The organism is Shewanella xiamenensis (assembly GCF_014647135.1).
GTDB lineage: Bacteria > Pseudomonadota > Gammaproteobacteria > Enterobacterales > Shewanellaceae > Shewanella > Shewanella xiamenensis.
The window spans coordinates 1-11,700 of sequence record NZ_BMOP01000031.1 but is presented as its reverse complement, the minus strand read 5'-3'; the positions used below and the strand labels follow the sequence as shown (position 1 = coordinate 11,700).

The 11,700-nt window shown below is 48.9% G+C and carries 10 protein-coding genes and 1 pseudogene; all 11 read right to left on the bottom strand.

Annotated elements, in window-relative coordinates; translation table 11 throughout:
- Positions 1 to 200: 200 nt before the first annotated feature.
- Complete coding sequence (locus IEY09_RS18120) at positions 201 to 1,388, bottom strand: aromatic amino acid transport family protein (protein ID WP_188872139.1); 1,188 nt, start codon at positions 1,386 to 1,388, stop codon at positions 201 to 203.
- 715 nt (positions 1,389 to 2,103) lie between these two features.
- The gene (gene hisIE, locus IEY09_RS18115) at positions 2,104 to 2,763 is read right to left on the bottom strand and encodes a bifunctional phosphoribosyl-AMP cyclohydrolase/phosphoribosyl-ATP diphosphatase HisIE (RefSeq protein WP_229778025.1); all 660 of its coding nucleotides are present in this window, start codon (positions 2,761 to 2,763) and stop codon (positions 2,104 to 2,106) included.
- 44 nt (positions 2,764 to 2,807) lie between these two features.
- The gene (gene hisF / locus IEY09_RS18110) at positions 2,808 to 3,581 is read right to left on the bottom strand and encodes an imidazole glycerol phosphate synthase subunit HisF (protein ID WP_188872137.1); all 774 of its coding nucleotides are present in this window, start codon (positions 3,579 to 3,581) and stop codon (positions 2,808 to 2,810) included.
- Positions 3,563 to 4,300 (bottom strand): 1-(5-phosphoribosyl)-5-[(5-phosphoribosylamino)methylideneamino]imidazole-4-carboxamide isomerase, encoded by a 738-nt coding sequence (hisA, locus tag IEY09_RS18105; RefSeq protein ID WP_188872135.1) that lies wholly within the window; start codon positions 4,298 to 4,300, stop codon positions 3,563 to 3,565. The genes hisF and hisA overlap by 19 nt, the downstream gene beginning before the upstream one ends.
- Before the next feature lie 104 nt (positions 4,301 to 4,404).
- Positions 4,405 to 5,055 carry an imidazole glycerol phosphate synthase subunit HisH gene (gene hisH / locus IEY09_RS18100; RefSeq protein ID WP_188872133.1) on the bottom strand — a complete coding sequence of 217 codons (651 nt, stop codon included), beginning with the start codon at positions 5,053 to 5,055 and terminating at the stop codon, positions 4,405 to 4,407.
- 146 nt (positions 5,056 to 5,201) lie between these two features.
- Entirely contained in the window at positions 5,202 to 6,293 is a 1,092-nt protein-coding gene (gene hisB, locus IEY09_RS18095; RefSeq protein ID WP_188872131.1) for a bifunctional histidinol-phosphatase/imidazoleglycerol-phosphate dehydratase HisB, read from the bottom strand.
- 82 nt (positions 6,294 to 6,375) lie between these two features.
- Entirely contained in the window at positions 6,376 to 7,566 is a 1,191-nt protein-coding gene (gene hisC, locus IEY09_RS18090) for a histidinol-phosphate transaminase (RefSeq protein ID WP_188872129.1), read from the bottom strand.
- Positions 7,567 to 7,632: 66 nt separating this feature from the next.
- Complete coding sequence (gene hisD / locus IEY09_RS18085) at positions 7,633 to 8,949, bottom strand: histidinol dehydrogenase (RefSeq protein WP_188872127.1); 1,317 nt, start codon at positions 8,947 to 8,949, stop codon at positions 7,633 to 7,635.
- Between the two features lie 3 nt (positions 8,950 to 8,952).
- Entirely contained in the window at positions 8,953 to 9,852 is a 900-nt protein-coding gene (gene hisG / locus IEY09_RS18080; RefSeq protein WP_169547694.1) for an ATP phosphoribosyltransferase, read from the bottom strand.
- Positions 9,853 to 10,514: 662 nt separating this feature from the next.
- Positions 10,515 to 11,342: a hypothetical protein gene (locus IEY09_RS18075; protein WP_188872125.1), complete on the bottom strand. Its 828-nt coding sequence runs from the start codon at positions 11,340 to 11,342 to the stop codon at positions 10,515 to 10,517.
- A gap of 65 nt (positions 11,343 to 11,407) precedes the next feature.
- Positions 11,408 to 11,563: pseudogene (locus tag IEY09_RS20400) on the bottom strand (DUF7716 domain-containing protein); the annotation flags it as partial.
- Positions 11,564 to 11,700: the final 137 nt, after the last annotated feature.

Here is an 11,700-nt window from a genome sequence, read left to right as displayed (position 1 = left end):
AGGCGATTTGGGGCTGCCGATGCTCAGCGGCAAGCGGGATTAGCGGCAGTTTAACATCCAAGCCGCTGGCTGACTAATAAAGAACTTGGCAATCTTGCGCGAAGCAAGACTGAGTGCCTGTCATTATTCATCATGATTTTACAGGCACTTATACGGCTTAAGCTAAAATAGCGTTTATCCCGATTGTTTATCCGTACAGCTTATCCCAAGAGCTGAGCGCCAATCACGGCCACTCCGCAGAGCATAGCTAACAGTAAACCGAGCTTCCCCCCTGCGACGCGGTAACCTTGTGGCAGTTTTGCTTTATCGCGGGCTTGTCTTTGTACCCACACCATGGCCACGGGTAAAAAAATCGCGAGGATCACGAGTGCGATTGCCGCATAACCGAGGGCGGTAATAAATCCCTGCGGGTAAAAGAGGGCAAACCCCAGAGGAGGCACGAAGGTAATGGCGGCGGTAACACTGCGACCCGCGGCATTATCCTGCTGCCTTAAATTCGCCGCCATAAAGTCAAACAGACCTAGGCTGACCCCTAAAAAGGAGGTGGCCAGCGCCAGATCGGCAAACACACTGATGGCAGAACTTAAGTATTGGCTGTGCAGTACACTGGCTAACTGATTGATAAAGCCTGAAAGACTTTGATTCGTCATCAGTTGGCTTTGGTTGAGCACGCCTTGACTGCCCAGTTGCCACAGCAGGTAAATCAGCAGTGGTAACGCCGAGCCGAGCAGCATGATTTTACGCAGGCTTTTTACCTCAACGCCTAAGTAGCGCACCACGGATGGAATCGAACCATGAAAACCAAAGGAGGTAAAAATCACTGGAATGGCTGACACGATAAGCCCTTGCTCTAGTGGCAGTTCGAGTAAATGTGTGCCTTCGACCTGTGGCAGTAATAAGGCCAGCATTAGGATTAACGCAATGATTTTTAAACTAAAGAGTACGCGATTGATCAAATCGACACAATGGGTGCCTAAGCCGACAATGGTGCCGACTAACAGGGTAAAGAAGATGGCACCCGCCTGTGGTGGCAGATTTAATCCTAACCAAGCATTGAGCTTTTGATTAACTTGCTCGCCGCCACCTGCGATATAGGCGGCGCACAGGGCGTAAAGTAAAAACATTAACGCAACACTGGCAATCACTTGGCCCTTGGCGCCCAAAAGCGTGCGGGCTAATTGGTTCAGGCTCGCATCGCTCGGGGCAAATTGATGGATTTCAACCATCAGCAGAGCGGTGTAGGCCATCAGCGCCCAGAGGAGCAACATAATCAGGCTCGATACACCAAAACCGAGTCCTGCAGAGGCGATAGGAAGTGCGAGCATACCCGCGCCAATGGTGGTGCCTGCAATTAGTAGCAAACTGCCGAAAAATTTATTCTGTGTCATAACTTTACGCTCAAACGTCTTTATTAATGGCTCAACTGTCTCAGATGAGTGCTTTATTGAGGAGCTGTGCAGAATGGCGCGTGATACTGGGATCTAAAGGGTACGTGGTGTACCTGTATTGTGATCGTGGCGCAATCTGCGGATCGTTGGGGATATGGCCACAATGGAAGGTCAGGCGAGTATGCCTATCTATGCCATTGCGGCTACAGATAGGGATAATAAGCTGTGGTAATACGCATAAAACTCGCCTTTGCTTGGGGTTAATTCGGCACTTAATGACATCGAGTAACTTGACCACATCTAATGGCTTGGTCACATCACATAACAAAGACAATTTGCCCTGTTTTTTAAATTTATCTTAAATGTTAATAAGTTGCGACAATGCCTCGGTGTTGGTTCGAGGACGCTGGCTACGATAGGCAGTTAAGGTGTACTTGTCAACCATTACAACAGTATTTTGCTGATTTTTTGTCAGGGGCCAGGTGTACAATTTGCGTGACGTCGTGTGGTTTTTAGGTCAGGTTAAGGGTTACAAGACGGACTGTGGAGGCGAGGCTTTGGTTAGCACTAGAAGGGGTTGGCAACAGCAGGGATTAAGTAAAACCGGGGTTAGCAACAGCAAGTTAATTGGCCGTCACTGAATGCAAAATGGAGAGTACTCTGCCGTAGACCAAAAGGAATGCGGCAGAGAGATACCGTGATGTTTGAAAGCGGACTACTTTTGCTGCGCCTTTTGATGGCGGGCGAGCAAATTGGCGTTGATATCACTTAAGCTTAGTGATTGATCTTCAAGTAAGACTAATATGTGATACACCAGATCCGATGCCTCGTTAATCAGCTCTTCTTTATCGTGAGTCGCAGCGGCCAAGGCGGTTTCGAGCCCTTCTTCACCGACTTTTTGGGCGATGCGTTTGGTGCCACGGGCAAAAAGGGAAGCGGTGTAGCTCGACTCTGGGTTTTGCCCCTTACGCGAGGCGATAAGCTCGGCCAGATTGTTTAAAAACGGGTGAGCATTGCCATCGAGCCAGCAGCTTTCGGTGCCTTTATGGCAGGTTGGGCCATTGGGTAACACCTGTACCAGCAAGCTGTCGTTATCACAGTCTTTATCGATGGCGACCAATTTTAGGGTATGGCCTGAGGTTTCGCCCTTGGTCCATAAACGTTGTTTAGAGCGGCTAAAAAACGTCACATCACCGGTCGCCAGCGTGTGCTGTAGCGCGGCTTTATCCATAAATCCGAGCATTAATACCTTGCCCGATAGATGGTTTTGAATAACCGCAGGGATAAGCCCCTGTTGTTTTTCCCAGTCGAGGCTATTGACCAGTTCTGCACTTGCTGGGCCTTGGCAACAGCTTGAAGTGGTTCCAGTTGTCATATCTGCATACCTTATTATTTGTATCAATCGCTACTGATGTTGAGTTACTGGCGAATGGCGATGCCTTCGGCCGCTAAATACTGTTTTAACTCGCCGATATTGATAATGGCCTTATGGAACACGCTAGCCGCCAGCGCCGCATCCACCTTTGCCTCGATAAACACATCGCGAAAATGCGCCATAGTGCCAGCGCCGCCCGAGGCGATTAGGGGCACATCGCACAGCTGGCGTACTAGGCTTAACTGTTTGATATCATAGCCACCGCGCACGCCATCTTGGTTCATCACGTTGAGCACGATTTCGCCGCAGCCGCGTTTTTGTACTTCTTCGACCCAATCCTGGGTGTACCAAGCGGTTTCTTTGGTGGCGGCTTCATCGCCGGTAAATTGCTTCACTTTATAACTGTCGCTTGCCGCATCATAAAATGAGTCGATGCCAATCACGATACATTGGCGGCCAAACTCATCCTGCAGGCGTGAGATTAAACTTGGGTCGCTCAGGGCAGGCGAGTTGACTGAAATTTTATCCGCGCCAAAGGCCAGTAACTCCCGGGCTTGGCCGATGGTTTTAATGCCACCAGCGACGCAGAAGGGGATATCGATTTGCTCCGCCACTCGGCTCACCCAAGACTTATCGACCACTCGGTCGTGGGCACTGGCAGTGATATCGTAAAACACCAGTTCGTCGGCGCTCTCTGCGGCGTAACGCGCTGCGAGTGGTACGATGTCGCCCACAATTTCATGGTTGCGAAACTGTACACCTTTGACCACGCAGCCATCTTTCACATCTAAACAGGGGACTATTCGTTTGGCCAGCATTGGATTGCCTCCGCCACATTAAACTGATTGATAAGTAAAGCTTTACCGATAATGATCCCCGCGGCGCCACTGTCTCTGACGGCGGCAACATCCTCAAGGGTGGCAATGCCACCCGAGGCTTGCCAAGCGATATTGGGATAGCGGCTGGATAGCTCGCGGTAGAGTGCGGTATTGGCGCCAGTGAGGGTGCCATCGCGGCTGATGTCAGTCACCAGTGCATGTTTAAGTCCCACTTGGCTAAAGTCTTCAACGATAGATTCTAGACTCTTGCCGCCACCGTTTTGCCAGCCAGAAACCGCGACGATTTTCTCGCCGTTCTGATTGATATTCACATCCAGTGCCAGGCAAATTGCCTCGCTGCCAAACTTGTTAAACCAGCCTTTGACTAGCTCAGGCTCTTTGACGGCGAGCGAGCCTATCACCACACGTTTAACCCCAAGGGATAATAACTCGGCGACTTGCTCTTCAGTGCGGATCCCGCCGCCCACTTGAATATTGGCGCTTAGTCCCGCAGTCAGCTTGGCAATCAAAGTCGTTTGGCGTTTAGCGGGTTCTTTAGCGCCGGTTAAATCCACGATATGCAGCCAGCTTGCCCCTTGGTCTTGGTAGGATTGCAACTGGGCCAGCGGACTTAAATCGAAGGTGGTCTGCTGCCCATAATCCCCTTGGTAGAGCCTAACTACTTTGCCATCAATTAAATCAATTGCTGGAATGATCATCTGTTGTCCTTAAATTCTTTTTGGTGCATTTGCTGCCGCGCTTTATTGCCCAATGTTATGGCTGAAAAATACTGGTTCATCCCAAACACAATAAGCGATTGCATTTACTGCATTTTTAAAAAGTTACCTAGGATTTGTGCACCCACCGCGGCGCTCTTCTCAGGGTGAAATTGCACGCCCATAAAGTTGTCTTTACCGATGGCGGCGCTAAAGTCTTCACCATAACGGCATTGTGCCAAGGTGTAGTTGCTTAATGGCGCGCGGTAGCTGTGCACAAAATACACGTAACTGCCGGCTGGAACACCGGCGAACAGCGGGTGAACCTGAGACGGATTGCTAAAGGTCAGTTGGTTCCAGCCCATGTGCGGCAGAGGTAAACCTTCGGCCTTCAGTATTTGACGGTCTAGCTCGTCAATCTCGGTTGGAATAATGCCTAAGCATTGGCAATCCAGCGCTTGGCCGCCACGTTCTTTAGAGAGCAGCGTGAGCATTTGCATCCCTAAACAGACCCCCAGCACGGGTTGAGTTAACCCTTGAATTAATTCGACTAAGGTTTTTTCAGATAATGAAGCCATCGCGGCGCCAGCGCTGCCGACACCTGGCAGTACCACCCGTTTAGCGGCTTTAATGCTGGCCTTGTCATCGGTGACTAACACCTTAGCGCCGAGGCGCTCAAAGGCGAACCGGACCGAACTTAAGTTGGCGCAACCTGTGTCTATGATGACAACATCAAATTCATCTATGTTTGCTGACATTGGGTTTTCCTATTGATGGGTCAGCGGGGAAGTGGTTTATCGCCACATTCCCGAAACTGCCCCTCGTTAAAATCATCAGACTTTGTATTATTCGTTAATCAATCTGCATCAGGTCATTACACACCTAACTCAGGTTGAGTGAGGTGTTAGAGCACGCCTTTACTCGATGGCAACACATCGCCTTCAACTTTGACGGCCTGACGCAGCGCGCGGCCCAGTACTTTAAATAGCGCTTCGACCTTGTGGTGATCGTTATCTCCTTCGGCTGCGACGTGCAGGGTGCAGCGTAGGCCATCGGCAAAAGATCGGAAAAAGTGCGGCACCATTTCGGTGGCCATTTCACCGACTTTTTCCCGTTCAAATTGGGCGGCGAATTTAATAAAAGGCCTGCCGGAAAGATCCAGTAAGCATTCGCCCTTGGCCTCATCCATCGGCAAGCTAAAACCAAAACGGGCAATACCACGTTTATCACCCAGCGCTTGGCGCAGCGCATCTCCAATTGCCAATGCGGTGTCTTCAACGCTGTGGTGATCGTCTATCTCAAGATCGCCATCGACATTCACCTCCATTTTGAAATTCCCGTGGGTGGCGATTTGATCCAGCATATGGTCGAAGAAACCAATACCAGTGTTAATGGCGCCTTTGCTGGGATTGTCGAGATCGACTGTCACGCGAATATCGGTTTCCTTGGTGGTGCGTACCACAGTCGCGCTGCGGCCCTTGTTGAGTAAGGCATCGGCAATGGCGTTCCAACCTAGACTGCCTCGCTGATATTGAAAGCTGTTAATCCCCATGGCATTGCCCAGTTCCACATCTGTGTGTCTGTCACCAATCACAGCGGACTGGGTAAAATCGATGGTGCCTTGGGTCAAAAAGTCTTTCACCAGCCCTAGTTTTGGTTTGCGGCAGCTGCAATTTTCATCGTTAAAGTGCGGGCAGATGAGTACATCTTCAAACTTAACCCCTTGGCTGGAGAGGATTTGCATCATCATATTGTGCGGCGCATCGAAATCTTCCTGCGGGAAGGAAGGGGTACCGAGTCCGTCTTGATTGCTGACCATTACTAAACGAAAACCGGCTTTTTGGAGGCGCAGTAAGGCGGGGATCACTTGGGGCTCGAATACCAGTTTGGCGAGGCTATCGACCTGTTTGTCGGTGATAGGCTCTTCAATCAAGGTGCCATCACGGTCGATAAAGAGTATTTTCTGGGCGACATTTGGGGTAAATACTGGGTTCATGCTGCTACCTTTCAATTCAGTTTGTTATCTTTATAAAATCAGTTTATTAGGCCAATGCTGCGACAAGACTTGCGCTAAACGCTCACAGCTTTTGCGATTCAAATAGCGACACTAAGCGGTCAGTGTCAGCCTGAGAGCTGAAGCTAAAACGAATGGCTTTAGCCAATCTAGGGTCCTTATAGGCCCGCGCGACAATGCCATTATCGATAAGCAGCTTTGCCACTTTTGCGACGTCGTCAAATTCGGCGAGCACATAGTTGCCATTGGGTGTTAGTACGGCGCCGCCCCATTGCTCGCAGTACAAATTCAGCGCCGCCGCGAGTCGCTCTCCCTGAGTATTGAGCGCTTTGACTTGGGTTTTCATCCGCGCAATTCCAGCCGGTGACAATGCTTGCACGGCCACTTCACTCACGGGCAGTGGCACGGGATAGGGTGCAATCACCCGCATGATGATTTCGATAATTTCTTCATTGGCGAGCAAAAAGCCGCAGCGGGCGCCTGCTAAGGCAAAGGCCTTTGAAAGGGTGCGCAGCACCACAAGGTTTGGGTAAGACTCGAGTAAATCGGCGACGCTATATTCTAGGCAAAACTCGATATAAGCCTCATCGACGACAACTATGGCGTCGGGTAGGGCTTGGATGGCTTGCTCTATGCGCGCCTTATCAATCACAGTACCGGTTGGGTTATTGGGATTGCAGATAAACACTAACTTAGCGCCGCGTGCGGCCGTCGCAAAGTCACTTGGGAGACCGTACTCAGCCGTTAAGCTTAATGCCTTAACGCCCACATTAAAGGTTTGCGAGCTAATGGCGTACATGCCGTAAGTGGGCCCAAAGGTCGCAATGGAGTCGATGCCTGGGACACAAAAGGCACGAATAAGCAATTCGATGGCCTCATCGGCGCCGCGACTGGCGACAATTTTGCTCTCTGCAACACCACTATATTGGCTGTAGGCATTGATCAACGCGGGCGGTTGGCACTCGGGGTAACGATTTAATTTAGATAAATCGAGTTCAGTAACGGCTACATTATTGAAGGGCGATTCGTTAGCGTTGATCCAAATATCCCCACGACCACCTAGCCTGCGAGCACTTTGGTAGGGCGTTAACTCGAGCAGTTCGGGCCGCGCAAGACGTGCGGCAAGGGGTGTTGGCTCGATGCTTGTGTTATCGAGAGTATTGTTGTCGAGAGTATTGCTGGCGCGATTGGCGCTCGGAATGTTTGTCACAGGCACATTGCTCGTCGGTGCTGGGCTCGTTGGTGCTTGGCTCATCCTATTCATCCTAAGTCTTGCTATGGCGTTAATTAAGCGTACTGTTGATTGCGTTACTTATTTCCATCAGTCCTTAAGACTGGCTAAGCGTATCGCGACTGCATTTTTATGGGCATCGAGTAGCTCATTGCTGGCAAGGGTCATCACCGCTTGTCCGAGTCCGAGCAGGCCCTTGGCACTGAGCTCTTGCACCGTAAAGCGGCGACTAAAGTCGGCCAAGGAGAGGCTCGATACCGCGCGGCTGTAACCATAAGTCGGCAATACATGGTTAGTGCCACTGGCATAATCCCCAACCGATTCAGGTGTATAGGCGCCTAAAAACACTGAGCCTGCGGCGCGAATATGATTTAGTACGTCCCGTGGGAAGCGGGTTTGAATAATTAAGTGTTCAGGCCCGTAACGATTCGATACCTGTGCTGCTTCCAGCATATCTTTGACTAAAATGGTGCGGCTACTGTTTAGGGCGGTTGCGGCAATCTCTTGGCGTGGCAGAGCGGCCAGTTGTGACTCGAGTGCGTGATTCACAGCTTGTGCTAATGGCTCCGAATCCGTGACTAAAATGACCTGCGAATCAGGACCGTGCTCCGCTTGGGAGAGTAAATCCGCGGCAATAAACTGCGCATTGGCATCGCTATCGGCAATCACTAATACCTCGGAAGGGCCTGCTGGCATATCGATAGACACTGTGCAGCGGCTATCCTGCGAGACTAAGCGCTTTGCCTCGGTGACATAACGATTGCCCGGGCCAAAAATCTTATCGACGCTGGGAATCGTTTCAGTGCCAAAGGCCAGTGCGGCAATGGCCTGCGCGCCGCCCACTTGATAAATTTCAGTGATCCCACAGGCGTTTGCCGCATACACAATCGCATCGTTAATCGGCGGCGGACTCACCAATACGCGTTTTTCGCAGCCAGCAATTTTGGCGGGCAGGGCCAACATCAGTACGGTTGAGATTAATGGGGCGCTGCCACCGGGAATATATAAACCGACTTTTTCAATCGGTTCGCTACGAAGCTCGCAGCGAACCCCCGCTTGGGTTTCAATGTCGATGGGGCGAAATTGCTGCGCGCTGTGGAACACATCAATATTGGCCATCGCTTGGGCAATGGCGGCTTTAAGTTCGGGCGATACCCGCGCGCTGGCGGCGCTAATCTCGCTTTCACTTAAACGCAGACTGTCGATATTGGCGCTACTCATATTTGCAAACTTAGCGCCATCAAACTTTTGATTAAACTCTTTCAGCGCCGCATCGCCACGGCTAGCAACGGCATCGATAATGGCCCGAACACTTTGTTCTAAGCCGCTGTCACCAATTAAAGGTGAGCGTTGGAGCGCGGCTTTTTGTTCATCGGTGGATAACGCTGCCCAAGTCAAAATATCCATAGATCACCCCATCATTTTTTCAATTGGCATGACGAGGATTGAGCTGGCACCGAGCGCGGTGAGTTCTTCCATGGTGTCCCAAAACAGATCTTCAGTACTGACGGCGTGAATGGCCACTCGATTAGTATCGTCGTTTAATGGCAATACAGTAGGATTTTCGGCACCGGGCAGCAGGGCGACAATTTGATCTAAAGTTTCAGTGGGCGCGTGCAGCAAAATATATTTACTTTCACGGGCGCGGATCACGCCGTTTACGCGGGATAAAATGCGATCGATTAAGGCTTGTTTGCTCGGCGTTTGGGTTTGGGTTGATTGAATAATGCAGGCCATGGAGCGGTAGATGACTTCAGTCTCGTATAAACCATTGGCTTCAAGGGTTGCGCCAGTGGAGACTAAGTCACAAATGCCATCGGCAAGCCCTGCACGCGGTGCAACTTCAACCGAACCTTTTAACATACAATCGCGATAATTTATGCCTTTTTGTTGCATAAAACGGCGCAACAGATTGGGGTAGGAGGTGGCAATTCTCAAGCCTTCTAGGGATGAGGCATCGGCATAGCTAAATTCGGTTGGCACGGCTAACGAGAGACGACAGGCGCCAAAATCTAATTGGCGTAATTTTACATATTCGGCTGGCTTATTTAGGGTTTGACGCTCAATTTGCTCTTCTTCGAGCACGTTCTCACCAATAATGCCTAAATCGACCACGCCATCCATCACCAGTCCTGGAATATCATCGTCACGTACTCTGAGTAAATCGATAGGCATGTTATCTGCGTGTGCGATAAGACGTTGTTCGTTAATGGAAAACTTAACACCGCAGCTCTTGAGTAATTGCTGAGAGTCGGTCGATAGGCGACCCGATTTTTGAATGGCAATACGTAAACGGTTTGATTCGGTCATAATTTTATCTCGCTCAAAGTTAACAAATTCAAAATGATATTCTTTCGTTTCACGCTTTAACTGGTTTATCGGCACCGCCAGTAAATGTGGCGGTTAACATATTGAAATTAAGTACTAATTATCTATTAAATCGTTAGTTAAAAAGCCCAAAAGCAAAAACCCCCGGAATTCCTTCCAGGGGTTTATGATCATCTTTGAATCAGTCCGCCAGAAGGATATAGTCCTTCGGCAGTGAGCGTCCGAAGGCTACCGCATATGGTGGTGATGATGGTGGATAGCGTTCAGTAGTTGGCTCATATGACTCTCTATACTCTGTGATTCTGTTGAATTTGGTGTCGGTGGATACTTATCCATCGAACGTTTTTTTAAGCTAACCGCTTTCTGTGCCGTTTGCAACAGCTAATTTTAACTAAATAAGAATATTTATGCGCTTTATGAAAATGTTTCATCTTGGTGGTCGCAGGACGATAATCTGCTTATCGCAAGGAGGGGCGAATACTTGAGGTTATTTAGGGGATGGGCACAAAGCCGATGCTGCGTTTAGACAAATTCGGCTGGCGGTATGTATGGTAAATCTTGTCTAGCAGCGTTCAATCTAGACTGGCGGTTGTGGCTAAGTGTTAGTCAAAGCGCTAATGCTGGATTAGCCCGTGACATCCCTTTTACCCTGTTAAATATTCTCCAAACAGGCGAACAACTGTTTGTTGGCAATATTTGTCTTCACCACGCCAATATTCGGCAAATACCCAGTCATTTTTGCCTTGGCGTTGTCTATCGACAGTATTGGGTTTTAATATTCCCAGACTGGCTAATATTTCGATTAATATTTGTCGCTCAGCTTTACTCGATTTAATCACATTCGCTAATCTTTTCTCCAATGCGCTGGGATAATCGCTCGGCTCAGATGTTTCGATAATCGTTAATATTTCCCTAAAACAGGCAATATCGGCTGTTGTTGGCTCTGGAATATCGGCATTGATAAATTGGCTTAAATCAAAATAGGTATACAAAATATCCCCATGGCGCACGCCGCCCCATTTAATGCGCTCGAAATTGAATACGTTAATATCCATCTTGTTATAGGATTCACTTCCTCGGATGCCATATTGACTGTCTCGGCAAATGCCACAGGTATAGGAGTGTGCAGTTGGTTTGCCATCCTTATAAGAAGAGCCTGAAATGATAGGTGTGTATTGATGAAATGGGATTTTTTGGGCGATCGCATAGGATGCAATGGATGAGCGCCAATCCAATCGCCGAGAGGTTAAACTGCTTAAAAATCCTTTTGTTACTTGTGCTTGCGAAATGCCTTTTACTAGCGCTGCGATGTCAAGGATACATTCATCATGGGAGATAGTTAAAGGATCAAACATTAATCCTTTCGATTTGGCGTAGATAAAGTCGGGCTCGGAGAGACTTCTGTTTTTTACGTCAATCCAACCATTCTTCCAATAGGTGGAGAATAAAATCCTTTTTGCTTTTTTATCCATAGCTGATTCTATTTTATCCTTTAACAATTGTTTTAATTTATCTTATAAAAGCGCAATTAAATCGGTTAGCTCTCTAAATTCATATAAGCATCGTCTTGATAGTAATAACTGACAGCATGAATTATGTCATGCAAGGTAGCATGTGGCAGCTGTTGCACCAAATTAGCCTTGATGCTTTGCAAATCCGCAATGCTTAAAAAGTATTGATAACCTTGAGTTTGCGGGTAGAGAGGGCTTTGTTTCCTAAATCAGTTGAACTAAAACCATAGCTGGTGATCTGATCGGCATAGCCTATCAACTCACCCATCAATCGTGTCAAAACCTCGCTATAAAACAACTAACTGGAAGCAATACAATC

Bases quoted from the DNA above. Each gene is read 5' to 3' on its own strand.
- hisD (WP_188872127.1), bottom strand. From the start codon at position 8,949: ATGGATATTTTGACTTGGGCAGCGTTATCCACCGATGAACAAAAAGCC.
- IEY09_RS18075 (WP_188872125.1), bottom strand. From the start codon at position 11,342: ATGGATAAAAAAGCAAAAAGGATTTTATTCTCCACCTATTGGAAGAAT.
- hisF (WP_188872137.1), bottom strand. From the start codon at position 3,581: ATGCTGGCCAAACGAATAGTCCCCTGTTTAGATGTGAAAGATGGCTGC.
- hisB (WP_188872131.1), bottom strand. From the start codon at position 6,293: ATGAACCCAGTATTTACCCCAAATGTCGCCCAGAAAATACTCTTTATC.
- hisG (WP_169547694.1), bottom strand. From the start codon at position 9,852: ATGACCGAATCAAACCGTTTACGTATTGCCATTCAAAAATCGGGTCGC.
- IEY09_RS18120 (WP_188872139.1), bottom strand. From the start codon at position 1,388: ATGACACAGAATAAATTTTTCGGCAGTTTGCTACTAATTGCAGGCACC.
- hisH (WP_188872133.1), bottom strand. From the start codon at position 5,055: ATGTCAGCAAACATAGATGAATTTGATGTTGTCATCATAGACACAGGT.
- hisC (WP_188872129.1), bottom strand. From the start codon at position 7,566: ATGAGCCAAGCACCAACGAGCCCAGCACCGACGAGCAATGTGCCTGTG.
- hisA (WP_188872135.1), bottom strand. From the start codon at position 4,300: ATGATCATTCCAGCAATTGATTTAATTGATGGCAAAGTAGTTAGGCTC.
- hisIE (WP_229778025.1), bottom strand. From the start codon at position 2,763: ATGACAACTGGAACCACTTCAAGCTGTTGCCAAGGCCCAGCAAGTGCA.